We start from the raw sequence: 25,348 nt of genomic DNA, 5'->3' as shown, positions 1-25,348 counted from the left end.
TGGGCGTAAGTTGAGCGACTGCTCAGCGGCGTCCGGTGTCGGGAAGGCTGCAGGTGGGTACACGGATTCGTGAGTTCAACGAGCCAGCGCCAACTCGGCGAGTCCGACAGCCCGATCGAGGACGAACTCGAAGCCGCCTTCAACCGAATGATCGACGAGGGCAGTCAACGACTGCACCGCAGCTGGCGTGAAGTCCTGGTCACCGGATTCTTCGGTGGTACCGAGGTTGCGATAGGGGTGCTGGCCTACCTGTCCGTGTTGCACGAAACCCACAATCAGCTGCTGGCCGGAGTCGCATTCGCGATCGGATTCCTGGCGCTGCTGCTCGGCCGCAGCGAGCTGTTCACCGAAGGCTTCCTGGTTCCCGTCACGACGGTGGCCGCCAAGCGGGCCAGCGTCGGCCAGCTCGCCAAACTGTGGAGCGGCACGCTGGTGGCCAACCTGGTCGGCGGGTGGCTGATCATGGCGCTGATCATCGCGGCATTCCCCAAGCTCAGGAGCCAAACCATCACCTCCGCTGAGCATTTCGTCGGTGAACCGCTGTCGGTGCAGACGATGGCGCTGGCAGTGCTGGGTGGCATGGTGATCACGCTGATGACCCGCATGCAGCACGGCACCGACTCGGTTCCCGGCAAGATCGCGGCCGCGGTGGCCGGTGCCTTCGTCCTGGCCGGACTGCAGCTGTTCCACTCGATCCTGGACTCGCTGTTGATCTTTGGCGCCCTGTCGACCGGTGAGGCACCCTTCGGCTATCTCGACTGGCTGGGGTGGTTCTGGTACACGCTCGTCGGCAATATGGTCGGCGGCCTGGTGCTGGTGACGCTGCTGCGTCTACTGCGGAGCAAAGAACGGATCAAAGACGAGCGTCGCGACGCCGACGATCCGACAGCGGACTAGACGTTGAGGATCAACATCGCCACCTGCAGCGACGTCCTGGACTCGGCGTCGTCGAGATCTAGTCCGACGGTCCGTTGCAGCGCCTCCAACCGCGCGTACAGCGTGGGCCGCGACATGTGTAGCGTCCTGGCGAGCTCGGCTTTGTTGCCGCCCGCCTGCAGGAAGTGCCACAGCAGGTCGAAGGCCTCGTCGCCGTGCTTGGCCCGATCCGCCAGCAACCCGGCCAGCTCAGTCTCGGCGAACGCCTGCACACGAGGATCACTACGGATCAGCGACAGCAGGCCGCGCAAGCGGACATCCGACGCTCGATGAAACGGCTTGTCCTGCAAGGGCATCGACATCGCCACCTCGGCGACGTGCCCTGCTTCGCGCAGGCCGCCCACCGCGTCGACCAGCCGGCTGTTCTCCGGGCCCACGCCGATGGCACATCCGCTCACCCCGTCTAGATGGGCGACCGCGCGCCGAGTAGCCGAACACACGTCGGTCAACACGGTATCGAGCGATCCGGGGACCCGGCTGGTGCGCTGCGGCGCCAACACCACGTCGATCTGGCCGTCGTCACGGGTGGCCGCCAAACCGGTATGGCCGGCCGCACGCACGGTGTGCATGATCGCGTCCAGGGTGCGGACCCGCCGCTGGGCGATCGCGACCTGATCGGCGCCCGGCGTCTCCCGCAGCCGCACCGCCATCGGCACATACGTCAGCGCCGGCCGCAGCCCCAGCGCATGCGCACGGGCGGTGGCCTCGGCCTCGTCGGTGATGCGACCGCGGCGCAGGTCGTCGACGAGGCCGCTCTGCGCGCGTAGCTCCAGTGAGCTGCGGTTCTGCTCGACCATCCGGTTCAACGCCAGCGCTTGCGCCGCGCGCTCCAGGGTCATCACCGACCGGCCGTCGGCCGCGGCCATCCGCGGCGCGATCAACCGGCCCCACTCCTCGCGGTGCGGGCCCACCGGGCACGCGGTCCAGGCGTCACCACCCGCCAGCCGGGAGCGCCGCTCCCAGTCGACCAGCAGTGTCGCCGCCGACAGGCCCCGGCCGTCGAACGCCAGCACCTGACGGTTGAGGTCTTCCAACACCACGGGTGTGTCGAGCATCTGGGCTGCCGCACTGACGATCTCGTCGATCGATGCCCGGCGCATGCTCAGCGCGGTGAACTCCTCGTGTACCCGTTGGGCGTACTCGACTTCGGCGTACTGGTCGGCGACGATCCGGCGATGCACCTCCTCGGTGACATCGATGAAGCGCACCGTCCGGTGCAGCACGATCACCGGCAGCGACAGCGCCGAGCCGATGGCGCGCACAGACTCCGGAAGCCGGTCGATGTGCAGCCCGAGCTCGATCACCACGCCCACCGCGCCGGCCTTCGCAAGGCCGGGCAGATAGGCGTCCCGGCGCGACGGATCGGCCAATGCCTGACCCGTGGTCAGCACCAATTCCCCGCCGGTCAGCAGGCCCGACAGGTCGGCGAGATCGCTGACGTGCACCCAACGCACCGGCTGGTCCATCGGTCCGGTGCACACCATCTCCGGATCGCCCCGGCGCACCGACGGCAGCTCGAGGATGTCGGCAAGGGTCAACTGCATTAACACAGTGTAAGAGAGAACAGTAATTCATTTACATATCGTCGGCCTCGACCTGGGCCATCCTGCACCAGAATCGCAGGTATGACCCTCACAGCGCCCAACACCCGCGTCCGGACCATCGCCCACTGGGCCGACGGGAAGAACTTCGCAGGCAGCAGCGACCGGACGGCCGCGGTGACCAACCCGGCCACCGGCCAGGTGACCGGTCAGGTCGCGCTGGCCGACGTCGCCGACGCGCAGGCGGTCATCGCCGCCGCGGCCGCCGCGTTCCCGGCCTGGCGCGACACCTCGCTGGCCAAGCGCACCACGATCCTCTTCGCGTTCCGCGAACTGCTCAACGCCCGCAAGGAAGAGCTGGCCGCGATCATCACCGCCGAACACGGCAAGGTGCTCTCCGATGCCCTCGGCGAGGTCAGCCGCGGCCAGGAGGTCGTCGAATTCGCCTGCGGCATATCGCATCTGCTCAAGGGTGGGATGACCGAGAACGCCTCGACCAACGTCGACGTCGCCTCGATCCGCCAGCCGCTCGGCCCGGTGGCCGTCATCAGTCCGTTCAACTTCCCCGCGATGGTGCCGATGTGGTTCTTCCCCATCGCCATCGCAGCCGGAAACACCGTGGTGCTCAAGCCTTCTGAGAAGGATCCGTCGGCGGCGCTGTGGATCGCCAACCTGTGGGCCGAGGCCGGTCTGCCCGCCGGGGTGTTCAATGTACTGCAGGGCGACAAGGTCGCCGTCGACGAGCTGCTGACCAATAAGTCGATCAAGGCGGTGTCGTTCGTCGGCTCCACGCCGATCGCGCAGTACATCTACTCGACCGCGACCCTGCACGGCAAGCGGGTGCAGGCCCTGGGCGGCGCCAAGAACCACGCAGTGATCCTGCCCGACGCCGACCTCGATCTGGCCGCCGATGCGATGGTCAACGCCGGCTTCGGTTCGGCCGGTGAGCGCTGCATGGCGATCTCGGCAGCCGTGGCGGTCGGCCCGATCGCCGACGAGCTGGTCGCCAAGATCGCCGAGCGCACAACGACGTTGAAGATCGGCGACGGCACCCGCAACACCGATATGGGCCCGCTGGTGACCAAGGCCCACCGCGACAAGGTCGCCTCCTACATCGACGCCGGCGAAGCCGACGGCGCCACGATCGTCGTCGACGGCCGCGGTACGGCCGTGGACGGGGAGGCAGACGGCTTCTGGCTGGGGCCCACCCTGATCGACAACGTCACCCCCGAGATGAGCGTCTACACCGACGAGATCTTCGGCCCGGTGCTGTCGGTGGTCCGTGTCGACACCTACGACGAGGCCTTGGAGCTGATCAACTCCAACCCATACGGCAACGGCACCGCGATCTTCACCAACGACGGCGGCGCGGCACGGCGTTTCCAGAACGAGGTCGAGGTCGGCATGGTCGGCATCAACGTGCCGATCCCGGTTCCGACCGCCTACTACAGCTTCGGCGGCTGGAAGAGTTCGCTGTTCGGTGACACTCACGCCCACGGCACCGAAGGCGTGCACTTCTTCACCCGTGGCAAAGTGGTGACGACGCGGTGGCTCGATCCCTCCCACGGCGGCATCAACCTCGGCTTCCCCCAGAACCACTGAGCACCACCGAGCTCGAAAGAGGCACGCATGACGACGACCGAATCCCACCTCCTGCCCAACGGTCAGGACCTCGACACCGCACGCGCCGAGGCCGCCCGGGCCTACGAACTGGACCGTGCGCACGTATTCCACTCGTGGTCGGCGCAGGCCCAGATCAAGCCGATGACAATCGTCGCGTCGGAGGGCTCCTACGTGTGGGACGGGGAGGGTAACAAGCTGCTCGACTTCTCTTCCCAGCTGGTGTTCACCAACATCGGCCATCAGCACCCCAAGGTCGTCGCCGCAATCGCCGAACAGGCCGCGAAGCTGTGCACGATCGCGCCGCAGCACGCCAACGCCGCCCGCTCCGAGGCGGCCCGGCTGGTCGCCGAGCGCACCCCCGGTGACCTGAACCGGGTGTTCTTCACCAACGGCGGCGCCGACGCCGTCGAGCACGCCGTCCGGATGGCGCGGCTGCACACCGGGCGCTACAAGGTGCTTTCCCGCTACCGCTCCTACCACGGCGGCACCGACACCGCGGTCAACCTCACCGGTGACCCGCGGCGCTATCCCAACGACTACGCCAGCTCCGGCGTCGTGCACTTCAACGGCCCGTTCCTGTATCGCTCGTCGTTCTTCGCAGAGACCGAGCAGCAGGAGTCCGAGCGGGCGCTGGACTACCTCGAGCGGCTGATCCAGCACGAGGGCGCGGACTCGATCGCCGCGATCATCCTGGAATCGGTGCCCGGGACCGCCGGCATCATGGTGCCGCCGCCCGGGTACATGGCCGGCGTGCGGGAGATCTGCGATCGCCACGGCATCGTGTTCATCGCCGACGAGGTGATGGCGGGCTTCGGCCGGACCGGAAAGTGGTTCGCAATCCAGAACTTCGACGTGGTGCCGGACCTCATGACGTTCGCCAAGGGTGTGACGTCGGGGTATGTGCCGCTGGGTGGCGTGGCCATCAACGACGCGATCTACTCGACGTTCGCCGACCGCGCCTACCCGGGCGGGCTGACCTATTCAGGGCATCCGCTGGCCTGCGGTGCGGCGGTCGCGACGATCAACGCGATGGAAGACGAAGGCATGGTGGCCAATGCCGCGCGAATCGGCGAGCAGGTGCTCGGCCCGGGTCTGCGCGAGCTGGCGTCCCGCCACCCGTCGGTCGGTGAGGTCCGCGGACTCGGCGTGTTCTGGGCGCTCGAGCTGGTGGCCAACCAGCAGACGCGGGAACCGCTGGCGCCCTACGGCGGTTCGAGCCCAGCCATGAACGCGGTGCTGGCCGCATGCAAGTCCGGCGGGCTGCTGCCGTTCGCGAACTTCAACCGGATCCACGCGGTGCCGGCATGCAACATCAGCGACGCCGAGGTGGCCGAGGGACTGGCCATTCTGGACAAGGCGCTCGATGTCGCCGACGGGTACGTGACGGGCTAGGGCCTGGCGGCCCAATAGGGACCTAATAGGGAGAAGTGTGCTGGGTCAGGACGAACAGGAACAGACCCAGACACATCAGCACGTTGATCGCGATCAGGATCGCGACGAACACGATGGCGCCGCGCACACAGCGCCGTTGTGCGCGGCCGACTTTGGATCGCCGCTGCTCGCTGCGGAGCGCAGTCGCGGTCAGCGCGAACGACACGTCGACGAGTTCGTCCTCGGTGGCCGCGTGGCCCATCGCGATCTGCTGTAGACGCTCGGGCGGGATTCCGACGCCGACGCCGGCGAAGTTGCGGCTCAGCCGTTTGAGCTGGCGGGGGCTACTCGTCTGGTTGGTCGGCAGCCGCGGATCGGACCAGTCGGTCATAACCGTTGGACATTAGTGCGGCCGGACCTGCGCCGCGCGCGAAATGCCGGGGCGTCACAACCCCGGCTGATCGTCGATGATGCCGAGCCAGATCTGGGCCACGTCGATGGAGACTTTCTCGCTGATGAACGCGTGCTGGGTGCCGGTGTAGATGTCGCGGAACGCGCGCTCGAGGCGGCTGCCCTCACGAATCGAGGTGGTGCCCGCCGCCAGGTGTGCCCACTCGGCTGCCTCGCGCGCCACGTCGGTGGCGTACACCGCGGCCACCCGCATGTCGGCGCGCAGCCCGGGGGTCAGGTCCTCGCCGGCGGCGACCGCGGCCTCGGCGGTGCCGAAGGCATCCAGCACCAGCAGCCGTGCCGCCCGCCACGCCGCGACGTGATGCGCCAGCCCCTTCTGGAAGGTCGGCCGGCTGGCCAGTGAGGCCATGTCGCTCATCCGGAACTTGGTGGCCGCCAATTCCTCGACGTCATCGAGCATGCTCTTGGCAACCCCGAGCGCCCACGCCGCGTGCCCGGCCGCGGTCACCGGCATCAGTCCCATCCGGGTCGCCGGCGAGCTGCCCCGGTACGGCGAGCTGGAGAACAGCGGGAAGGTCCGGCCGGCCGGCACGAACACGTCATCGAGACCGTAGTCATACGATCCGGTTCCCTTGAGACCCTGGACATGCCAGCCGTCCGTGAACACGACATCCGCACGCGGGACGACGGCCACATGCATCTCCGGCAGTCCACCGGATCCCATCACCGGCTGGCCGTCCACCATCGGGAAGAAACCCGCACAGACGTACTCGGCATGGCCGGTGCCCGACCCGAAACTCCACGATCCGGTCACCCGGTAGCCGCCGTCGACCACGACGCCCTGACCGTTGGGGAAGAACTGGCCACCCATCGTGACGCGGTTGTCGTTCGCGGTGAAGACCTCGGCGAAACCCTCGTCCGACATATAGGCCGCGGCGGCGAACGACGACGGCAGGTTTGCGATCCCGATCCAGCCGAACGAGCCGTCCTGCCAGGCCATCTCGATCCAGGTCTCGATCATCTCGGCGAACGAGGGCTCGACCCCACCGGCCGCGACGGGATTGAACGACGACATCAGTCCGCTGGCCCACATCTCGTCGACGATGGACGGGGCAATGGTGCGCAGCCGCTCGGACTCACCGGCCTGCGCCACCACCAGATCGCGCATGCCGCGGGCCAACCCGAGCGGCCGGGTCGTGGACTGCACAGTCGACGTCTGAGTCATTTCCGAGTCGTGTCCGATCTGCTGGCGCGGCAGCTCAACTTTAGTGAACAATTTCGGAAAACTGTATAGCCCGGAACTGCTCGGCGGGAGCGATTACCGGACGATGTCACCGGTCGGGGCCGTCTTCGCTGTTCGGCTGGTTCGCCACGGTGGTCGTCGTCGCGATCGTAGGACCCACAGGCAACAGTTCACGGGACCGACTCATGGACCTCGCCTCGCTGAAATACGACGGTGTCAAACTGCGGGTCGCGTACGAGATCGAGAAGTGGTCTGGGACCAGGAGAACGCAATGACCGATGTGGTGAGCAGTGCGCCCGGTGATGTCGCCGACCGTGATGGGGGTGTGAGCCGCGCGCAGCCGCACGAACACAGCCGCACGGGGTTGTCGGCCGACGCGCTGCACCGCGCGATCGCCGACCACCTCGCCTACTCCATCGCCCGGCCGCCGAGCGTGCTGACCCCCGAGCACTACTACCGCGCGCTGGCGCTTGCGGTGCGTGACCGCATGCAGCAGCGCTGGATGGCCACCACCCAGGATCTGCTGCACGGGCCGGCCAAGGTGACGTGCTACCTGTCCGCGGAATTCCTGATGGGCCCGCAGCTCGGCAACAACCTGCTCAATCTGCGCATCGAGCGCCAGGCCCGCGAGGCACTCGCGGCACTCGGGCAGGATCTCGACGCGATTCTGGAGTGCGAGGAGGAGCCCGGGCTGGGCAACGGCGGCCTCGGCCGGCTGGCCGCCTGCTACCTGGACTCGATGGCCACACTGCAGCGGCCGTCGATCGGCTACGGAATCCGGTACGAGTTCGGCATTTTCGACCAGGAGATCCAGGACGGCTGGCAGGTCGAGAAGACCGACAACTGGCTGGTGGCCGGGAACCCTTGGGAGATCGACAAACCCGACGCCAGCTATCTGGTCAACTGGGGTGGCCGCACCGAGCAGTACGAGGACGTCGCAGGCAATCATCGGGTGCGCTGGATTCCGCGACGGGTGATCAAGGGTGTCTCCTATGACACCCCGATCCAGGGTTACGGCGTCAACACCTGCAACACGCTGACCCTGTGGAGCGCCCGATCGGTGTCCTCGTTCGCGCTGGACGCGTTCAACACCGGCGACTTCTACAAGGCCGTCGAGGACGAGGTGCTCTCCGAGAAGATCTCGAAAGTCCTCTACCCCAACGACGAACCCGAAGCCGGCAAGCGGCTTCGACTGCAACAGCAGTACTTCTTCGTCAGCTCGTCGCTGCAGGACATCCTGCGGATCCACACCGAACGGGCCCGGCTGCCGCTGAGCGCACTGCCCGACAAGTGGGCCATCCAGCTCAACGACACCCACCCGTCGATCGCGGTCGCCGAACTCATGCGCCTGCTGATCGACGAACACCACATGGGCTGGGACGAAGCCTGGGACATCACCGTCGCGACCTTCGCCTACACCAATCACACGCTGCTGCCCGAGGCGCTGGAGACGTGGCCATTGGGCATCTTCGGCGACTCACTCCCCCGGCACCTGGAGATCATCTACGAGATCAACGACCGGTTCCTGGAGGAGGTCCGCGACAAATTCCCCGGCGACACCGAGCGGGAGCGACGGATGTCGCTGATCGGTGAGGACGGCGGCAAGAGCGTGCGGATGGCGCACCTGGCCACCGTCGGCAGCCATGCCGTCAACGGGGTAGCCGCGTTGCATTCCGAGCTGCTCAAAGCCAGTGTGCTGAAGGACTTCTACGAGATGTGGCCGGAGCGGTTCGGCAACGTCACCAACGGCGTCACGCCACGACGCTTCCTGGCGCTGTCCAATCCGGGGCTTCGAACGCTGCTCGACGAGACCGTCGGCGACGGCTGGCTGACCGACCTGGACCAGCTGCGCAGGCTGGAGCCCTACGCCGAGGACCCGGCGTTCCGTGAACGCTGGCGGGATATGAAGCGCGCCAACAAGAGCCGGCTTGCCGAATACGTGCACGCCTCGACCGGCATCGAGCTCGACCCGACCTGGATGTTCGACGTGCAGGTCAAGCGCATCCACGAGTACAAGCGCCAGCACCTCAACGTGCTGCACATCATCACGCTGTACAACCGGCTCAAGCGCAACCCGGGCTTCGCGATCGCCCCGCGGGCGTTCATCTTCGGCGGCAAGGCCGCACCCGGATACTTCATCGCCAAGCGGATGATCCGGTTGATCACCGCTGTCGGCGCCACCGTCAACAACGACCCGGACGTAAACCGGTTCATGCGGGTGGTGTTCCTGCCGAACTTCAACGTCAAGAACGCGCACTTGATCTATCCGGCTGCCAACCTCTCCGAGCAGATCTCCACCGCGGGCAAGGAGGCGTCGGGAACCGGCAACATGAAGTTCATGATCAACGGGGCGTTGACCATCGGGACCCTCGATGGCGCGAACGTCGAGATTCGTGAGGAGGCCGGGCCGGATAACTTCTTCCTGTTCGGTCTGACCGTCGACGAGGTGGAGCAACTCAAGGCCGACGGCTACCGGCCGACCGCCTTCGTCGAACGCGACCCGGAACTGGCCGAAGTGCTCGAGCTGATCGTCGACGGCACCTTCACGCACGGTGACACCGAGGTGTTGCGTCCGCTGGTCGACAACCTGCTGCACCACGACCCGTTCCTGGTGCTGGCGGACTACCGCTCCTACGTCGACTGCCAGGCCCGGGTCAGCGCCGCCTGGCAGGACTCGGACACCTGGTCGCGGATGTCGATCCTCAATGCGGCCCGCAGCGGCAAGTTCTCCTCGGATCGCGCGATCGCCGAATACTCCGACGAGATCTGGCATGTCGGCGCGATGCCGGTGACGCTCTAAGGTTCCAACACCACCTTGATCGCCCCGCTTCGCCGGTCGGCGGCAACCCCGAACGCCCGCGCCGCGTCGGCCAGTGGGAAGCGGTGCGTGACGACGGTGGCCGCGATCTCCGGATCTGCGGCCAACGCCGCAGCCGCGTCTACGAATTCGCGGTTGTCACGCCCGCGGTCGTAGCACATCGAGGCGGTCAGCGTCAGTTCCTTCAGCATCCAGGGAATGCCCGGAACCGCTCGGTTGCCGTGCGACACACCGACTATCGCGATCCGGCCGCCCGGCACGGCACGGCGCACACAGTCGGCCACCGCCTCGTCGGTGCCCACCGCCTCCACCACGACCTCGTACTCGCCGTCTGGGCGCCCAGCGCCGAGTCGCTGGCCCGCCTCGATCTGATGCGGGTGGCGGGCGTGCAGGTCGACGCCGAGGCTCATGGCGCGGGCCGCGGCGACGGCCAGCAACCCGACGCTTCCGCCGCCGACGACCAGGACCCGATCGGTGGTGTCGGCGCCGACCTTACGCAACGCATGCCAGGAGACCGCGAGCGGTTCGACCAGGCAGGCGTCGGAGACGGGTAGACCGTCGGGCAGTGGCACGAGGCACTCGGCGGGCACCCGGACCCGGTCGGCGAGGCCACCGTCGAACGCGACTCCGAGCAGCCCGTGCGGTGCGCTTCCCCGGCACCGTTGCGGTGACCCGCCACGGCACTGATCGCACTGCCCGCAGCCCACTGTCGGTTCGACACAGTAGGTCCGGCCGTCCACCGTGCCTGCGATCTCGTGACCGATCGTGACCGGCAGGCCGAACGACAGCATGCCGAGGTCGCTGCCGCAGATGCTGGCCGATCCGACCTCGACGATCGGCCAGTCACCCGCGGGCTCGTCGACGTCGACGACGGTGGCTGACCCCTGGATCGAACGGACGGCGCGCATCATAGCTCGATTGTGCCGACCCGCCTCTCGGCCGCCCGGTCGAGGGTCTGCCGTTCCATCAACGCGGTGCGCGCGCGCTGCTCGGCGGCGTGGGCCGCCTCGCTGAGCGCGGCGTCCTCGTCGGCAGGGTCGGCGGTGAGGAAGCTGCCGCGACCGGGTGCCCCGCCAGAGCCGAGCTTGTTCATCCGCTTGGGCACCGGGGCGCCCTGGTATTCCAGCGCGATCGGGTGGCCCTCTGCGTCGAGCGGGCCCAGCGGCTGATGCAACTCGACGTACGCACCGTGCGGCAGCCGCTTGAGGATGCCGGTCTCGACGCCGTGCTCGAGCACCTCACGGTCACTGCGCTGCAAGGCGATAGCCCAGCGGTAGGTGATGAAGAAGACCAGCGGCGGCAGCACCACTATTCCGATCCGGCCGATCCAGGTCGTCGCGTTCAGCGAGATGTGGAACTGATAGGCGATGATGTCGTTCATCGCGCTGTAGGTCAAAACGATGTAGAAGGCAATTGCCATGGCGCCGATGCCCGTTCGCACCGGAGCGTCCCGTGGCCGCTGCAGCAGGTTATGGTGCGCGTCACCGCCGGTGAGCCGCTTCTCGATCCACGGGTAGGCGATGAGCAGCAGGAAGATGACGCCCATCAGGACCGCGACCGCCACCGCCGCCGGGATGGTGTGGTGGCCGAGGTAGATCTCCCACGCCGGCCACAACCGGATCAGCCCGTCGGTCCACATCAGGTAGAAGTCGGGCTGGCTGCCCGCCGACACCTGGGCGGGTTTGTAGGGGCCGATCTGCCAGATCGGGTTGATCTGCAACAGGCCACCCATCAGGCCCAGGACACCGACGGTCATCGCGAAGAACGCACCGGACTTGACCGCGAACACCGGCATCACTCGCACGCCGACGACGTTATTCTCGGTGCGGCCGGGGCCGGGGAACTGGGTGTGCTTCTGGAACCACACCAGCGCCAGATGAAGACCGATGAGCGCCAACATGATTCCGGGGAAGATCAGGATGTGGATGGCGTAGAGCCGCGGGATCAGGACGTCACCCGGGAAGTCGCCGCCGAACAGCGCCCAGTGCATCCAGGTGCCGATCACCGGAATCCCCAGCGTGATCGAGGACAGCGCCGCCCGGATTCCGGTGCCCGACAGCAGATCGTCGGGCAGTGAGTAGCCGAAGAACCCTTCGAACATGGCCAAAATCAACAGCAGTGACCCGATCACCCAGTTGGCCTCGCGCGGCCGGCGGAAGGCTCCGGTGAAGAAGATCCGCGCGAGGTGCACCATGATCGCGGCGGCGAAAAGCAGCGCGGCCCAATGGTGTACCTGGCGGACGAACAGGCCGCCGCGCACCTCGAAGGTGATGTCGAGGGTGGAGGCGTACGCCTTCGACATCTCGATGCCGCGCAGCGGCTGGTACACGCCGTTGTAGGTGACCTCCGTCATCGACGGGTCGAAGAACAACGTCAGATAGACGCCCGTGATCAGCAGAACGACGAAGCTGTACAGCGCGATCTCGCCCAGCAGAAACGACCAATGCGTGGGGAAGACCTTGTTCAACTGCCGCCGGACCGCGGCCGACGGGTGGTAGCGAGAGTCGATCGCATCGCCTTGGGATGCGGCGAGCGTGGCGGCTGATTTCATAGCGATCCTCCGAAGCTGCGCCCGGGCTGAACTGAGCAGGCGTCAGTGGTTCGGAGCCGGAGCGAGCGCGGATGGCCGTGGGGACTGTCGGTCATTCTTACGTCAGACTTCCTGGCGCTTGCGGTCAGCGGCCGCGTCACCGAGGTAGGTTGATCTGCCATCTCAAGGACGAGGAGTGCTGTGGCCGCAGTGACCGAGGAATCGCCGGAGGCTCCCCTGCGCGGCATTCGGCGGATCCCGCTGGAGATCCGCAAGGTCGCCACGGTGCTCGCGATCGCCATCGTGCTGGCGTCGAGCTTTGCCGCGGCCTACACCGTCGCGCTGGGCCGGCCCTCCCCGCGGAACCTGCCCGTCGGAGTCATCGGGTCGACGGCCGACACCGCACCGTTCGAGAAAGCGTTGCGCACCAACCGCAATGAGTTCGACGTCCACGAGTACGCGACCCGGGACGCCGCAGTCGCCGAGATCAATCAGCAACGCATCACCGCCGCCATTGACGCCACGTCGAAGCCGCCGCAACTGTTGTTGTCCAGCGCCAGCGATCCGTCGGGGACGCGCGCGCTGATCCAGCTGGACCAGACGCAACCGGGACAGTTCATCCTGCCGATCGTCGACCTGCATCCCTTGCCGCCGTCCGACCCGGCCGGGCTGGCCACCTTCTATCTGGTCATCGCCGCCACGATCCTGGGCTTCACCACGATGTTCCAGCTGCGGGCCAACGTCAAAACGCTGACCTTGCGCCGCTGGCTGCTCAGCATGGCGGTACTCGCCGTCGTCGGCGGCGCGGCTTTGGCGGCGGTGACCGGCCCGGTGTTGGGCGCGCTGAGCACACCGTTTGCTCAGCTGTGGTTGCTGATCTCGGTCCAGATCGCGGTCGCCGCGTCGTTCAACTCGACCATGCTGGTGCTGATCCACCGGTGGGCGATCATCCCGACCTGGCTGGTGTTCATCCTGCTGGGCAACACCTCGTCGGGCGGGGCGGTGTCGGCGTCGCTGCTGCCCCAGCCGTTCGCGTTCTTCAACCATGCGCTGCCCAGCGGCGCGACGGTGTCGGCGATCCACGCCGCGACCTACTTCCCGCACAACCAGCGGCCGCTGCCGTTCATCGTGCTGGGGCTGTGGTTGGTGGTCAGCTTGGCCGCCCTGATCGTGGCGTCCCGGACGCTTCGCCGTTCACCGGCGGAGTGAGGTTCTAGGCTGAGTGGATGATTCAGGCCGGCCGTATCACCTCGATCTGGCGCTATCCGGTGAAGTCGATGCAGGGCGAGCAGGTCACCGAGGCCGAAGTCGGCGACCTGGGCGTGCACGCCGACCGGACGTGGGCGGTGCGTGATGTCGAGTCCGACGCGACCACCAGTGCCAAACGGCTGCCCGGCCTGTTGTGGTTGACGGCGCGCTACGCGCAGCCACCCGGCCCCGATGCCGGGCCGGGACACGCACCGGAGGTGCTGATCGGCTTCCCCGACGGTACCGAAGTGTCGAGCTCGGATCCGGCTGTGCACCAGACACTCTCGCGGTACCTCGACCATGAGGTGGAACTTCGGCCACTGCCGCCGATCGACCGGCGCAGCGAATACCGGGCGCCGATGGCCACCAAGACCGACCTGCGCACGATCTTCGGACTCGACGACGACGAGCCGCTGCCCGATCTGTCGATGTTCCCGGTGCGCAAGCTCGCGGAGATCAGCCGCTATGCGACGCCGGTCGGCAGCTATGTGGACGCCTATCCCGTGCACATCATCACCGAGCAGAGCCTGGCGACGCTCGGGTCGTTGGCGCCGGACTCCGATTTCGACGTGCGACGGTTCCGCCCGACGCTCGTGGTGGACTCCCCCAGCCCGGCCGCTCACCCGGAGTGGGAGTGGTGCGGCGGACGACTGCACGCTCCGCACGCCGAGCTTGCGCCGATGATCCCGACGATTCGCTGCGTGATGCCGTCCCACGAGCAGCCCGAACTCAAGCGGGACAAGGAGGTCACCCGCACCATCGCCGCGCACACCCGCCGCTGCTTCGGCGTCTACGGCAATGTCACCCGCGCCGGCCGAATCGCCGAAGGTGATGTGCTGCACCTGAATCCACCGAACCGGACCGCGCTGAGTGCTACCGCCGGTGGCGGCGCGGCGACAGTGAAGAGGGCCGTCATGCGTGCGGTGTCGGCGGCCATGCCCAGCGGAAAGAAGGGGTGACCATGCGTCACGTTGTCGGAGGTCTCGGCGTGCTGGTCGCGCTGTTCGGAGTGCTGTTCACCCTGCAGGGTTTCGGAGCGGTTCAGGGTAGCCCGATGAGCAACACCACGACGTGGTCGGTGCTCGGCCCGATCGTCGTGCTGGTCGGCGTCGTGGTGGCCGTCGCGGCCTGGCGCCCGCGGCGCTGACGCGCGACTCAGAGACTCAGAGAAGTTCTCGGGCGGTGCGCAGCCGCTCGCGCCACCACGCGATGCGCTCGACGTCGTCGATGGTGAATTCCGCGACGCGATCCAGGTCTGGCGCCGGGGCCGAGGGCGCCACCGGCAGGTACCCGTCGGCGGTGATCAATGTGCGTCCGGCGGGCACGATGTCGCCGGCCAGGGCCGCGGCGGTGCCCAGCCCGCAGGCGAAGGGAAGCTCGGGCAGCACACCGGCCAACGCCACGCCGCTGGCCAGTCCCATGCTGGTTTGACCGGCGCCGGACACCACAACCGGTAGGTCGCATTTCTCGGCGAACCGCAATGCCCGGCGCACGCCGCCGAGCGGGGCGGCGTCCAGCACCACGATGTCGGCGACCTCGGACATGGTCAGCCCGTCGCTGCCGAGGTCGGAGACGTCGACCGCCACCCGCACGTCGATCCGGCGCCGCAGCGCGGCCAGCTCCCGCGCGGTCGCGCACGGCTGCTGCACGAACTGCAGACCACCGGCCGCCACGTCCAGCCCGGGGATCGTCTCGGCGGCGGTGTCGACATCCCACCACCGGTCGACCAGGCAACGGATCGACGCGTCCGGCCCGAGCGCTGAGCGCACCGCTGCCAGCCGGTCGGCATCGTCCGGCAGACCGGTGACCACCACGTCGGCCGCTTGACACCCACTGCCGACGGCGATCGCGGCCGCCTCCTCGGCTCCCACCGCGGGCACCGCGACCGCGACCGGCACGCGGCCGCGCATCGGGTCCGGCCAGCCGACCGTTCCGCCTTCGATGGCCGAGGTCAACCAGCGGGCCGCCACCAGATCACTGCCGGTGCGCGGCGGGCAGAACTCACCCCAGCCCTGCGGGCCTTCGAGCAGCATTCCCTCGCAGCCGCCGAACCCGCGATAGCCCGCACGCGCCGGGATCGCGAAAATCGGTGCGCCGTCGAAGTCGATCATTTCCTTCATGGGCGGTGAGGCGTCAGGATGCGGATGTCGCCGGCGACCAGTACGCCAGCATCTCGGCGAAGGTGTCGAAGGCCGGGCGGGACATCCCGTAGGTGGCCTCGAAGTGGATGCTCAGCGGGAACCCGAGGTCGGCGACGCCGTCGATGACCCGCTTGTAGAGGTCCACCAGCAGCTGCCGTTTGACCTGCGGCTCACTCTCGGCGAGGGTGCGGACGAAGTCCTGCTCGGCGGCGACGGCGGCATTGCCAGGGTCTTGGATGAGCCAGTTGATGAGACCCACCCGGGACTCGACCTTCGGCACGAAACCGAACGACAGCAGAATCTCCGGGCGGTAGTCGGTGGTGGCGGCGAACTCGGTCAAAAAGCCGACGATCGCGTCGGAGTAGAGCAGCTGCGTCATCCCGTAGGTGGCGCCCCGGCCGCACTTGAAACCGAACCGGCCGGCCTCCTCGGCCCGGGTCGGAATCAGGATCGCGCCGCGATTGGGGACCAGTTCGGAGAAGATCGTCAGCGCGTCGGTGGGTGCCACACCGGCGCCCTCGCCGTCGTTCATGGTCCGCGGGACACCGACGAACGCCACGCCTTCCATGCCCGCGTCGAGCAGGGCGGTCAGACGGCTGACCAGCGTCGGCTCATCCATGAAAGCGGTCACCTGGGTGCACAATCCGCGCACACCGGGCAGCTCCGGCGAGATGCGGGACCAGTAGTCGAGCACATCGAGCTTGGGCTTCATCTCGACCGGACGGCCGCTGTCCTCTTCGATCATCCCGGGGATCATCACGTGCCGGATCCGGCCGTCCAGTCCGGTCTCCGCGGACAGCTGCACGACCTTGCGCGCCTCCTCCAGCATCTCGTCCGGCGTGCGGTCGACGTTGGGCGGCACGAGTTCGAGCGCAACGGTGTTGAGGGGCACGAAACTGCTCCTGACGAGACGACTGATTTCCGGGTGCGGTCCGAGGTGGCCGCCGGACGCGATCCGCCGATCACCATACAGAAAGCGCGGTCGCGGCCTTACTTCGCCGCCAAACGCGGTAGCTTTCAGCGATGCAGGGTCCCAGGAGAGCGATCTGGCTGGTCACGCTGGCCGGCGTGGGTGTCGTCGCGTTCCCGGCATGCGGATCCACCGACAGCACTCCTGCACCCGCTCCGTCGAGTTCGTCGGTGCAGCCCACCAGCAAGGCCACCCTGCCCGGGCCGAACAGCTTCAGCCCGGCCCCGATTGCGCCGCTGAACCCCACTGTCAGTCCGAAGAACGATCCAGCCCAACGGCCCTGACCAGGCGTGCAGGATCCATTTCAGGACAACTCTTGACTGGTTCCAGAAAAGAGACGACTATCAAAACGTGACCTCCGTCTCGGATCTCTCCGACCAGCTGCGGGCAGCGCAGCTGCGGGTCACCCGCCCTCGTCTGGCGGTACTCGACGCAGTGCACACCCACCCGCACGCCGACACCGACACCATCTTCGGAGCCGTCCGCACCGGCCTGCCCGACGTGTCCCGGCAGGCGGTGTACGACGTGCTGCACGCGCTGACCGCGGCCGGCCTGGTGCGGCGCATCCAGCCGTCGGGCTCGGTGGCCCGGTACGAGGCGCGGGTGGGCGACAACCACCACCATGTGGTGTGCCGATCGTGCGGTGTCATCGGCGACGTCGACTGCGCTGTCGGCGAGGCGCCCTGTTTGACGCCGTCTGAGCACAACGGTTTCGTGCTCGACGAAGCCGAGGTCATCTACTGGGGACTATGTCCCGACTGCTCGCCGAATGAACCTTCTGCGATCACATAAGTGATCACAGCCCAATCACCCAAATGAAATATGGAATGGAAAGGCAAAAAGTGTCCGAGAGCGAGAATCCGGTCATCGACGCGCCGGAGCCGAAAGCCCACGGCCCCCGCACCAATCAGGATTGGTGGCCGAATCAGGTCGACGTCACCAAGCTGCACCCGCACTCGCCGTACTCCAACCCGCTCGGCGATGACTTCGATTACGCCACCGAATTCGCCAAGCTCGACCCCGAGGCGCTCAAGGCTGACCTCCTTTCGGTGATCACCACCTCGCAGGACTGGTGGCCCGCCGACTACGGCAGCTACGCCGGCCTGTTCATCCGGATGAGCTGGCACGCCGCGGGCACCTACCGCATCTTCGACGGCCGCGGTGGCGGCGGTCAGGGCATGCAGCGGTTCGCCCCGCTCAACAGCTGGCCCGACAACGCCAACCTGGACAAGGCGCGCCGCCTGCTGTGGCCGGTGAAGAAGAAGTACGGCAACACGATCTCCTGGGCCGACCTGCTGGTGTTCGCCGGCAACGTGGCGCTGGAGTCGGCCGGCTTCAAGACCTTCGGTTTCGGCTTCGGCCGCCCCGACATCTGGGAGCCCGAAGAGATCCTGTTCGGCGAGGAAGACGAGTGGTTGGGCACCAACAAGCGCTACTCCGATGAGCGCACGCTGGCAGAGCCGTACGGCGCCACAACCATGGGTCTGATCTACGTCAATCCCGAAGGGCCGGAGGGCAATCCGGATCCGCTGAAGGCTGCCATCGATATCAAGGAAACCTTCGGCCGGATGGCGATGAACGTCGAGGAGACCGCGGCGCTGATCGTTGGCGGGCACACGCTGGGCAAGACCCACGGTGCCGGCTCGGACGAGGGCATGGGACCTGAGCCCGAAGGCGCCCCGATCGAGCAGCTGGGTCTGGGCTGGAAGTGCCCGTTCGGTTCGGGCAAGGCCGGCGACACCATCACCAGCGGCCTGGAGGTGGTGTGGACCACCACCCCGACCAAGTGGAGCAACTCGTTCCTGGAGATCCTCTACGGCTACGAGTGGGAGCTGGTCAAGAGCCCGGCGGGGGCGTGGCAGTTCCAGGCCAAGGACGCCGAGGCGATCATCCCCGATCCGTTCGGCGGCCCTAACCGCAAGCCCACGATGCTGGTCACCGACGTCTCGATGCGGGTCGACCCGGAATTCGGTGCGATCACCCGGCGCTGGCTCGATCACCCCGAAGAGCTCAACGAGGCGTTCGCCAAAGCCTGGTACAAGCTGCTGCACCGCGATCTGGGTCCGATCACCCGCTACCTGGGCCCCTGGGTTGCCGAGCCGCAGCTCTGGCAGGATCCGGTGCCGCCGGTACAGGGTGAGCTGATCGACGACTCCGATGCCGCCACGCTCAAGGCCAGGATCCTGGAGTCCGGCCTGACGGTTCAGCAGCTGGTCAAGACGGCATGGGCGTCGGCGTCGAGCTACCGCAACACCGACAAGCGCGGCGGCGCCAACGGCGCCCGGCTGCGGCTGGAGCCGCAGCGCAGCTGGGAGGCCAACGAGCCCGCCGAGCTGGCCAAGGTGCTTCCTGTGCTGGAGAAGATCCAGCAGGAGTTCAACGCCGCAGGTGGCAAGACCGTGTCGCTGGCCGACGTGATCGTGCTCGGCGGCAACGCCGCGATCGAGAAGGCGGCCAAGGAGGCCGGCTATGCGATCGACGTTCACTTCGCACCCGGCCGCACCGACGCCGCGCAGGAGCAGACCGACGTGGAGGCGTTCGCGGTTCTCGAGCCGCGCGCCGACGGGTTCCGCAACTATGTGCGGCCCGGCGAGAAGGCTGCCTTGGAGGAGCTGCTGATCGAGAAGGCCTACCTGGTGGGTGTCACCGCTCCGGAGATGACGGTGTTGCTGGGCGGGCTGCGGGTGCTCGGCGCCAACCACGGCGGCACCAAGCACGGCGTGTTCACCGACCGGGTCGGCGTGCTCTCGAACGACTTCTTCACCAACCTGCTCGACATGGGCACGGAGTGGAAGCCGTCGGCGAACTCCGAAAACGTCTACGAGGGCACCGACCGGACCACCGGTGCGCTCAAGTGGACGGCGACCGCCAACGATCTGGTGTTCGGTTCGAACTCGATCCTGCGCGCCCTGGTCGAGGTCTACGCCCAGGACGACAACGCCGGCAAGTTCGTCGAGGACTTCGTCGCGGCATGGGTCAAGGTCATGAATGCCGACCGGTACGACCTGACCTAGATCTGTTGCCGTAAGCGAAACCCCGCGGGCACTGCCCGCGGGGTTTCGTCGTTGTGGTGTGTGGTGTGGCTAGCGACAGCCGCCGGCGCTGACCCAGCGGCCGTTGTAGCCCACGCAGCCGGTCACCGGCGGCGGTGGTGGCGGCGGTGGCGGCGGGTAGTCCTCCGGCAGCGGCGCGTAGTACGACGGCGGCGGCACGTAGGGCGCCATCACGTCGGACAGGTTCGCACACCCACTGACCGTGACCCGGCGGCCCGCGCTGGCGCAGACGTCGGCGTGGGCCTGACCGCCGGGCTGGACCGTCACGATCGCGGCGGGCACTCCGGTGAGCGCCAGGACTGCCGCTCCCGCGACCCCCCAGGTTCGCATCGACTGTCGCTTCATCGCGTCCCCTTTCCCTGCGTCGAACGTGCTGCGGAGTATATCCACGCGCGACGGACGGATTCGGGCGATCAGCGCCGCTGGTGACGGCTGCGCCGAACCCTGACCACCGCCGCCGCTGCGATCAGCCCCGCCAGCACCACGACCCACGTCCAGGCGCTGGTGCGGTAGACCCAGCCGGCCACCGCACCCTGCAGCCGGCCGGCGGCGGCGATCACCGGGTCGGCCGGATCCCCCTGCGCGCTGAACAACCGGATCTCGTAGAGGCCGTAATAGCTCACGTAGGCCCCCACCGCGATCAGCACGATGCCGCTGATCCGATTGATGTAGGGCAACAACCGGCGCAGCCGGTCCACCAAAGCCGTACTGGTCAGGGCGATTCCGACGGCGAGCACACCGACCACCAGGGCCAGCCCGCCGGCGTAGGCGGCATAGACGAGCACGCCGTCGACAGCAGAACCGGCGCGCAGCGTGGCTCCGGTGACCGCGAGGAACGGCCCGATGGTGCACGACAGCGACGCCACCGCGTAGCCCACCGCGTAGCCGAACATCGATCCCAGCCGTGCCGTCGGCGCCCCCCGCCAGCCGGGCCCGGTCGGCCCCCAGGTCAATTCCCGGCCCGCGACCAGCCAGATACCAAGGGCGACAAGGACTATCCCGATACCGATCGTCGCGTAGGGCAGATAGCGCTCGACCGCGGTGGCGATCGGGACGGTCAGCAACCCGAACAGGCCGAACACCGCGAGGAAGCCCAGCGCCATCGCCGCGGTCGCCGCCAGCGCACGGCCCACCGCAGCGATGCGGCCGGGATCGGCGTCCTCTCCGCGTACCACCAGTGTCAGGTAGGCCGGCAGCATCGCGAACCCGCACGGGTTGAGCGCAGCCACCATCCCCGCGGCCAGCGCCAGGCCGGTCAGATTGGCATTCACTTTTCGAAAGCTCAGGACACCAGCGCGTGCACTCGGTCGCTGAGCTCCTGCTCCGACATCGCCGAGGTGGGGTTGTTGACGAACGTGGACGAGCCGTCGGGACGCAGGAACACATACGCGGGCTGCCATGGCACGTTGAACCGCGCCCAGATGGATCCGTCGGCGTCGTTGAGGTTGGTGAAGTTCAGGTTGTACTTCGACACGAAGGCCTGCATCTGCCCGGCATCGGAACGCGCGGCGACGCCGACGAAGGTCACCTTGGGATTGGCCGCGGCGACCTGGCTGACGTTGGGGGCTTCGGCGTTGCAGAACGGGCACCACGGCGTCCAGAACCAGAGGACCGCCGGCTTGCCCTGCAGGCTCGCGCCGTTGAATGGCGCGCCGCTCAGCGTCGTGCCGGTGAACGCCAGCTGGTCGTCGGCGCCGGCCGTCGGCGGCGCCGCGACCGCGATGCTCAGCGCGGACAGCACCACGGCCAGCGCTCGAAGCATGAGTTTCATGGCGCATGACCTCCTGGCTGTCGGGGCGCATTCATTGTCTAAGCACGATTCCCGGAGGTGAACCGGTTCAATCCCGACGTCATACTTTGTTGACAGGTTACGTGACGTAACGGAACATAATCATCGATGACGGCTCCCGATCGCAATGTGGCGGCAGTGCCGGAGCCGGTGCGAGGCCGGCCGCGGGACCCGCGCACCGACGCCGCGATCATGGCGGCCACCCGCCGATTGCTCACCGACGTCGGCTACGACCAGGTGACCATGGAGTCGATCGCGCGGGCCGCCGGCGTCAGCCGCCCGACCATCTATCGCCGTTGGCCGTCCAAGGCCCATGTCGTCTTCGAAGCGGCGTTCGGAATCGACGGCGGCACAGCCGAACTGCAGCGGTCGGGCGACTTCGAGACCGATCTGCGGGAATTCGTTCGCGGCGCGGTGGCCTTCTGGCGCGAGCCGGTGGTCGCGGCCGCGACGTTGGGCATCCTCGCCGAACGGCGCCGAGACTCCGAATTGCACATCCGCACACAGCAATTGCTCGACGACAAGATTCGGGCCGAGCTCGCCGCGTTGGTTCGGACCGCCGCCGGCCAAGGGGTGGTGCGCGCCGACGTCGACACCGACACATTGTTCAACGTGCTCGTCGGCACCACGTTCTACGGCGCCCTCGTCGACGGGCGCGCCGGCACCGACCACCTGGTCGACACCCTCTGCTCTCTGGTCATGCACGGCGCCCAGACACGAGAAAAGGAATGAACATGGCAGACGATGAATTGTCGACCGCTTTCCACGAGTTGCTCGACGAACTCGGCGGGATCGAACGCAAGTTCCTGGCCAGCGACCCACCACTGCCGGAAGCCGACATCCTCGACGGGTATCGGCTCACGTTCAGCCTGCTGCGCGTCGCCGTCGACACCTATGTCTGGGGCGACAAGGACAATCCGCGGTTCGTCGACGTGATCGGCCCCTATCAGCGGTGGGGCGGCGACAACTCGGACGCGTTCTATCAACTGGCGCCGATCGACCCCACCCGCACCTACCGGGTGACCGGCAACCGGGGCGATTCGGTCTACCTGTCGATCACCGTCTACGGCGGACCCGACGACGGCCACTACAGCAACCGCATCGTCGGAACGCTGAACGACCGTTCCCTGCAGTTCGACGCCGACGGCAACTTCGACTTCACCATCAGCCCTGACCCGCAAGCGGGTGCGTGGCTCGAGCTGGAGGACGACGCCGTCGTCGCACTGACCCGCGATTACCTGGACAACCCCGAGACCGATCGCCGGGCGCAGTGGAAGATCGAGGCCATCGATCCCCCGGCCCGCAAGCAGGACGATCGCGCCGATCTGGTCCGCCGGCTGCGCGCCGCGCGGACCTGGCTTGCCGAGCAGTACTCGTTCATCCCCACCAAGGTCGAGCCGGCCAACGAGATCGCCGAGCCCTACCCGGTTCCGCAGCAGACCTACGGGTGGGCCGCCGGCGACGCGGCGTACGCGATGGGCGCCTACGAGCTGCAGCCCGGCCAGGCACTGATCATCGACGGCACGTCGCCGGAGTGCGTGTTCTGGAATCTGTGCCTGTGGAATCCGTTCCTGCACACCTACGACTACACCTACGAGCGGGTCACGATCAACGGCGCGCACGTCACCTACGAGCCCGACGGGTCTTGGCGAATCGTGGTGAGCGACACCGATCCCGGCCACCCCAACTGGGTGTCGACGGCGGGGCGCACCAAGGGCCTGATCTGGCTGCGCTGGTTCCTGCCCGAGGAAACCCCGAAACGGCCTACCTGCCGGGTCGTCGACGTCACTCAGGTCGCCGGGGGTCTGGCATGACCGCCGACGTGCAGCGCCCCCAGCCGATCAGGTTGACCGACCTGGCGCAGCCGGTGTTCCCCGAGGCCGCCCAGCCGATCCGGGACGCGCTCGCCGGTTACGGATCCATCCTCGAGCTGACCTCAAAGGCGTTGCTGGACACGGCAACCGAACGCACCGGGCTGACCGGGTGGGGTGACGACAGCTTCCGGGAACGACTGGACGTCTTGACCGCGTCCCTGCGCGAGGAGGCCGGGCTCTCCGACGTCGGGGTGGCCGTGGTCTTCGAGCAGCTGGTCGGCAATCTGGTCAACCGGCTGCGGCTGGAGGCGCTGATCGCCGAGCACCCCGAGATCGAGGACATCGAGATCGCCCGGCCGATCATCATCTGCGGGCTGCCCCGCACCGGCACTACCCACCTGCACAACCTGATCGCCGCCGACCCGAACATGCGGTATCTGCCCTACTGGGAGAGCCTGGAACCCTTCCCCGCTCCCGGTGAAGAGGACCAGGCACGGCGCGACCGCTGTACGGCGGGACTCGACCTGATCGAGACGATGATGCCGGAGTTCAAGCGGATGCACGACATGACCGTCGACCATGCGCACGAGGAGATCCAGCTGCTGGCCAACGACATCTCCGGCATGCTGTTCGAGACCACCTACTCTCTGCCGTCGTTCGCCGCGCACTACAAATCCCATGACCAGGGGCCGTCGTACGCCTACCTCAAGCGTCAGCTGCAGGCCATGCAGTGGCTGCGTGGCGGCACCCGGTGGGTGCTGAAGTCGCCGCAACACCTCGAGCAGTTCCCCACCCTGTACGCCACCTTTCCCGACGCGACTTTCGTTGTGACGCATCGGGATCCGGTCGAGGTGACGCGGTCGATGGTCACCATGATCGCCTACGCCTCGCGGATGGCCAGCGCCCAGCCGGATCCGGTGATGATCGCGCGGTACTGGCTCGACCGGGCCGACGACCTGTTCAGCGGCTGCCTGCGCGACCGCGACGTGCTCCCGGCCGATCAGTCGACCGACGTGCGGTTCACCGACTTCATGGCCGACGAGCAGGGCACCCTGGCGGCGATCTACGCGGTGGCCGATCAGCCGTTCGACGACGAGGTGCGGGCGGCCATGGCCGACTTCATCGCCGAGCATCCCCGCGGCCGCCACGGCGAGGTGATCTACGACCTCGCCGACGTGGGACTCGACGCGGGTGAGGTCGCCGAGCGGCTCGGCGCCTACCGGGACCGGTTCATCGGCTGAGCCCGCGACATCCGCGCCAGGCGGGTGCGGTCGACCAGCACGCAGCCGTGGACGTCGGCGAGTTGCTGAGCGGCCCTGGTGTACCGGTGATTGGACACCACCATGGTCGCCGTGCAGTCATGGACGGCCGCGCCTGCGACGACCTGCTGGACAGCGGAGCCGTTGACCACCCGGCTCTGCCGCTTGCATTGCACCGCGGTGCGGATGTCGTCGCGGGTCGCGATCAGATCCACACCGAAATCACCAGTGGCCCTAGTGATTTCGACCGCATAGCCGTGGCCTCGCAGCACCGCGGCCACGTACTGCTCGAACTCGATACCGGTCATGGCGTCGACGGCAGCCTGCCCGGTGGCTCGGTAGAGCGCATCGCGCCGGAGATCTCGACGGTGATCCAGCCAGGCCAGCAGTGCGCGCCACGCGCTCACCGCGACCGCCACCGCGCTCAGCGCGGCCAACACCCACCCCAGGCTGTTGAGCATGCCGACGAAGCCCAACAGCGCGGTCGCGACCACCCACAGTCCCAGCCACTGCAATGCCGTCGTCACCGCGGCCGAGCCCTCGCGCACGCCGTCACCGTAGCGACGGCCGCCGACAGTCCTTTCCGGCGACCGAGCACAGC

The 25,348-nt window shown here is 67.6% G+C and carries 24 protein-coding genes; 13 read left to right on the top strand and 11 right to left on the bottom strand.

Features of this window, described 5'->3' with window-relative positions; translation table 11 throughout:
- Window positions 1-69: 69 nt before the first annotated feature.
- Window positions 70-897 (top strand): formate/nitrite transporter family protein, encoded by an 828-nt coding sequence (locus tag Y900_RS25390; RefSeq protein ID WP_036345193.1) that lies wholly within the window; start codon window positions 70-72, stop codon window positions 895-897.
- On the opposite strand, the gene Y900_RS25385 is transcribed toward Y900_RS25390, so the two are convergent.
- Window positions 894-2,480, bottom strand: coding sequence for a PucR family transcriptional regulator (locus Y900_RS25385; protein ID WP_036345192.1), 1,587 nt, complete (start codon window positions 2,478-2,480; stop codon window positions 894-896). The genes Y900_RS25390 and Y900_RS25385 overlap by 4 nt on opposite strands.
- Before the next feature lie 81 nt (window positions 2,481-2,561).
- Between Y900_RS25385 and Y900_RS25380 the strand changes: the two genes are divergently transcribed.
- A complete protein-coding gene (locus Y900_RS25380) occupies window positions 2,562-4,079 on the top strand; it encodes a CoA-acylating methylmalonate-semialdehyde dehydrogenase (RefSeq protein ID WP_036345191.1) in 1,518 nt (505 codons plus the stop codon).
- A gap of 27 nt (window positions 4,080-4,106) precedes the next feature.
- The gene (locus Y900_RS25375) at window positions 4,107-5,492 is read left to right on the top strand and encodes an aspartate aminotransferase family protein (protein ID WP_036345190.1); all 1,386 of its coding nucleotides are present in this window, start codon (window positions 4,107-4,109) and stop codon (window positions 5,490-5,492) included.
- A 22-nt stretch (window positions 5,493-5,514) separates the two neighbouring features.
- On the opposite strand, the gene Y900_RS25370 is transcribed toward Y900_RS25375, so the two are convergent.
- Together Y900_RS25370 and Y900_RS25365 are read right to left on the bottom strand one after the other, a co-directional pair.
- Window positions 5,515-5,862, bottom strand: a complete 348-nt coding sequence (locus tag Y900_RS25370; protein WP_051660259.1) for a hypothetical protein — start codon at window positions 5,860-5,862, stop codon at window positions 5,515-5,517.
- A 54-nt stretch (window positions 5,863-5,916) separates the two neighbouring features.
- Window positions 5,917-7,107, bottom strand: coding sequence for an acyl-CoA dehydrogenase family protein (locus Y900_RS25365; RefSeq protein ID WP_036345188.1), 1,191 nt, complete (start codon window positions 7,105-7,107; stop codon window positions 5,917-5,919).
- A 289-nt stretch (window positions 7,108-7,396) separates the two neighbouring features.
- Between Y900_RS25365 and Y900_RS25360 the strand changes: the two genes are divergently transcribed.
- Window positions 7,397-9,925 carry a glycogen/starch/alpha-glucan phosphorylase gene (locus Y900_RS25360; protein WP_036345187.1) on the top strand — a complete coding sequence of 843 codons (2,529 nt, stop codon included), beginning with the start codon at window positions 7,397-7,399 and terminating at the stop codon, window positions 9,923-9,925.
- Here Y900_RS25360 and Y900_RS25355 read toward each other — a convergent pair.
- Entirely contained in the window at window positions 9,922-10,854 is a 933-nt protein-coding gene (locus Y900_RS25355) for a zinc-dependent alcohol dehydrogenase (protein ID WP_202807782.1), read from the bottom strand. The genes Y900_RS25360 and Y900_RS25355 overlap by 4 nt on opposite strands.
- The gene (gene qcrB / locus Y900_RS25350) at window positions 10,851-12,494 is read right to left on the bottom strand and encodes a cytochrome bc1 complex cytochrome b subunit (protein WP_036345184.1); all 1,644 of its coding nucleotides are present in this window, start codon (window positions 12,492-12,494) and stop codon (window positions 10,851-10,853) included. The genes Y900_RS25355 and qcrB overlap by 4 nt, the downstream gene beginning before the upstream one ends.
- A gap of 180 nt (window positions 12,495-12,674) precedes the next feature.
- On the opposite strand from qcrB, the gene Y900_RS25345 reads away from it, so the two are divergent.
- The 3 genes from Y900_RS25345 to Y900_RS25335 are packed head-to-tail and all read left to right on the top strand — an operon-like array spanning window position 12,675 to window position 14,868.
- On the top strand, window positions 12,675-13,682 hold the full coding sequence (locus Y900_RS25345; protein WP_237752646.1) for a DUF3533 domain-containing protein: 1,008 nt from the start codon (window positions 12,675-12,677) through the stop codon (window positions 13,680-13,682).
- 17 nt (window positions 13,683-13,699) lie between these two features.
- A complete protein-coding gene (locus Y900_RS25340; RefSeq protein WP_051660258.1) occupies window positions 13,700-14,680 on the top strand; it encodes an MOSC domain-containing protein in 981 nt (326 codons plus the stop codon).
- 2 nt (window positions 14,681-14,682) lie between these two features.
- Window positions 14,683-14,868: a hypothetical protein gene (locus Y900_RS25335; protein ID WP_036345182.1), complete on the top strand. Its 186-nt coding sequence runs from the start codon at window positions 14,683-14,685 to the stop codon at window positions 14,866-14,868.
- 16 nt (window positions 14,869-14,884) lie between these two features.
- Here Y900_RS25335 and Y900_RS25330 read toward each other — a convergent pair whose 3' ends face one another.
- Both Y900_RS25330 and Y900_RS25325 read right to left on the bottom strand, forming a co-directional pair.
- Entirely contained in the window at window positions 14,885-15,841 is a 957-nt protein-coding gene (locus tag Y900_RS25330; protein WP_036345181.1) for an enolase C-terminal domain-like protein, read from the bottom strand.
- A 13-nt stretch (window positions 15,842-15,854) separates the two neighbouring features.
- A complete protein-coding gene (locus Y900_RS25325; RefSeq protein ID WP_036345180.1) occupies window positions 15,855-16,754 on the bottom strand; it encodes a mycobacterial-type methylenetetrahydrofolate reductase in 900 nt (299 codons plus the stop codon).
- Window positions 16,755-16,885: 131 nt separating this feature from the next.
- Between Y900_RS25325 and Y900_RS32205 the strand changes: the two genes are divergently transcribed.
- The 3 genes from Y900_RS32205 to katG all read left to right on the top strand — a co-directional run bounded on the left by Y900_RS32205 (window position 16,886) and on the right by katG (window position 19,846).
- On the top strand, window positions 16,886-17,116 hold the full coding sequence (locus Y900_RS32205) for a hypothetical protein (RefSeq protein ID WP_131536280.1): 231 nt from the start codon (window positions 16,886-16,888) through the stop codon (window positions 17,114-17,116).
- Between the two features lie 67 nt (window positions 17,117-17,183).
- A complete protein-coding gene (locus Y900_RS25315) occupies window positions 17,184-17,624 on the top strand; it encodes a Fur family transcriptional regulator (RefSeq protein WP_036345178.1) in 441 nt (146 codons plus the stop codon).
- 35 nt (window positions 17,625-17,659) lie between these two features.
- Window positions 17,660-19,846 (top strand): catalase/peroxidase HPI, encoded by a 2,187-nt coding sequence (katG, locus tag Y900_RS25310; protein ID WP_237752645.1) that lies wholly within the window; start codon window positions 17,660-17,662, stop codon window positions 19,844-19,846.
- Window positions 19,847-19,915: 69 nt separating this feature from the next.
- Here the strand turns inward: katG and Y900_RS25305 are convergent, their stop codons facing one another.
- From Y900_RS25305 to dsbE, 3 genes are all read right to left on the bottom strand, one after another.
- Window positions 19,916-20,230, bottom strand: coding sequence for a hypothetical protein (locus tag Y900_RS25305; protein WP_036345176.1), 315 nt, complete (start codon window positions 20,228-20,230; stop codon window positions 19,916-19,918).
- Between the two features lie 68 nt (window positions 20,231-20,298).
- On the bottom strand, window positions 20,299-21,156 hold the full coding sequence (locus Y900_RS25300) for a cytochrome c biogenesis CcdA family protein (RefSeq protein ID WP_036345175.1): 858 nt from the start codon (window positions 21,154-21,156) through the stop codon (window positions 20,299-20,301).
- Window positions 21,157-21,167: 11 nt separating this feature from the next.
- A complete protein-coding gene (dsbE, locus tag Y900_RS25295; RefSeq protein WP_036345173.1) occupies window positions 21,168-21,656 on the bottom strand; it encodes a disulfide bond-forming protein DsbE in 489 nt (162 codons plus the stop codon).
- A 126-nt stretch (window positions 21,657-21,782) separates the two neighbouring features.
- On the opposite strand from dsbE, the gene Y900_RS25290 reads away from it, so the two are divergent.
- Genes Y900_RS25290 through Y900_RS25280 form a run of 3 tightly spaced genes read left to right on the top strand, consistent with a single transcriptional unit; the run spans window position 21,783 to window position 24,729 of the window.
- Window positions 21,783-22,406: a TetR/AcrR family transcriptional regulator gene (locus Y900_RS25290; RefSeq protein ID WP_036345172.1), complete on the top strand. Its 624-nt coding sequence runs from the start codon at window positions 21,783-21,785 to the stop codon at window positions 22,404-22,406.
- Window positions 22,407-22,408: 2 nt separating this feature from the next.
- A complete protein-coding gene (locus tag Y900_RS25285; RefSeq protein ID WP_109751262.1) occupies window positions 22,409-23,488 on the top strand; it encodes a DUF1214 domain-containing protein in 1,080 nt (359 codons plus the stop codon).
- Window positions 23,485-24,729, top strand: coding sequence for a sulfotransferase family protein (locus Y900_RS25280; RefSeq protein ID WP_036345170.1), 1,245 nt, complete (start codon window positions 23,485-23,487; stop codon window positions 24,727-24,729). Before Y900_RS25285 ends, Y900_RS25280 begins: the two co-directional genes overlap by 4 nt.
- On the opposite strand, the gene Y900_RS25275 is transcribed toward Y900_RS25280, so the two are convergent.
- On the bottom strand, window positions 24,705-25,295 hold the full coding sequence (locus Y900_RS25275) for a restriction endonuclease (protein WP_051660257.1): 591 nt from the start codon (window positions 25,293-25,295) through the stop codon (window positions 24,705-24,707). The genes Y900_RS25280 and Y900_RS25275 overlap by 25 nt on opposite strands.
- Between the last annotated feature and the right edge of the window lie 53 nt (window positions 25,296-25,348).

Source organism: Mycolicibacterium aromaticivorans JS19b1 = JCM 16368 (genome assembly GCF_000559085.1).
GTDB classification, from domain to species: domain Bacteria; phylum Actinomycetota; class Actinomycetes; order Mycobacteriales; family Mycobacteriaceae; genus Mycobacterium; species Mycobacterium aromaticivorans.
The sequence above is the reverse complement of the archived record's forward strand: the minus strand, read 5'-3'. Positions and strand labels throughout refer to the sequence as shown.

Bases quoted from the DNA above. Each gene is read 5' to 3' on its own strand.
- Y900_RS25285 (WP_109751262.1), top strand. From the start codon at position 22,409: ATGGCAGACGATGAATTGTCGACCGCTTTCCACGAGTTGCTCGACGAA.
- Y900_RS25380 (WP_036345191.1), top strand. From the start codon at position 2,562: ATGACCCTCACAGCGCCCAACACCCGCGTCCGGACCATCGCCCACTGG.
- Y900_RS25280 (WP_036345170.1), top strand. From the start codon at position 23,485: ATGACCGCCGACGTGCAGCGCCCCCAGCCGATCAGGTTGACCGACCTG.
- Y900_RS32205 (WP_131536280.1), top strand. From the start codon at position 16,886: ATGCAGGGTCCCAGGAGAGCGATCTGGCTGGTCACGCTGGCCGGCGTG.
- Y900_RS25375 (WP_036345190.1), top strand. From the start codon at position 4,107: ATGACGACGACCGAATCCCACCTCCTGCCCAACGGTCAGGACCTCGAC.
- Y900_RS25290 (WP_036345172.1), top strand. From the start codon at position 21,783: ATGACGGCTCCCGATCGCAATGTGGCGGCAGTGCCGGAGCCGGTGCGA.
- Y900_RS25335 (WP_036345182.1), top strand. From the start codon at position 14,683: ATGCGTCACGTTGTCGGAGGTCTCGGCGTGCTGGTCGCGCTGTTCGGA.
- dsbE (WP_036345173.1), bottom strand. From the start codon at position 21,656: ATGAAACTCATGCTTCGAGCGCTGGCCGTGGTGCTGTCCGCGCTGAGC.
- Y900_RS25305 (WP_036345176.1), bottom strand. From the start codon at position 20,230: ATGAAGCGACAGTCGATGCGAACCTGGGGGGTCGCGGGAGCGGCAGTC.
- Y900_RS25340 (WP_051660258.1), top strand. From the start codon at position 13,700: ATGATTCAGGCCGGCCGTATCACCTCGATCTGGCGCTATCCGGTGAAG.
- Y900_RS25370 (WP_051660259.1), bottom strand. From the start codon at position 5,862: ATGACCGACTGGTCCGATCCGCGGCTGCCGACCAACCAGACGAGTAGC.
- Y900_RS25360 (WP_036345187.1), top strand. From the start codon at position 7,397: ATGACCGATGTGGTGAGCAGTGCGCCCGGTGATGTCGCCGACCGTGAT.
- Y900_RS25330 (WP_036345181.1), bottom strand. From the start codon at position 15,841: ATGAAGGAAATGATCGACTTCGACGGCGCACCGATTTTCGCGATCCCG.
- Y900_RS25365 (WP_036345188.1), bottom strand. From the start codon at position 7,107: ATGACTCAGACGTCGACTGTGCAGTCCACGACCCGGCCGCTCGGGTTG.
- Y900_RS25385 (WP_036345192.1), bottom strand. From the start codon at position 2,480: ATGCAGTTGACCCTTGCCGACATCCTCGAGCTGCCGTCGGTGCGCCGG.
- Y900_RS25355 (WP_202807782.1), bottom strand. From the start codon at position 10,854: ATGATGCGCGCCGTCCGTTCGATCCAGGGGTCAGCCACCGTCGTCGAC.
- katG (WP_237752645.1), top strand. From the start codon at position 17,660: ATGGAAAGGCAAAAAGTGTCCGAGAGCGAGAATCCGGTCATCGACGCG.
- qcrB (WP_036345184.1), bottom strand. From the start codon at position 12,494: ATGAAATCAGCCGCCACGCTCGCCGCATCCCAAGGCGATGCGATCGAC.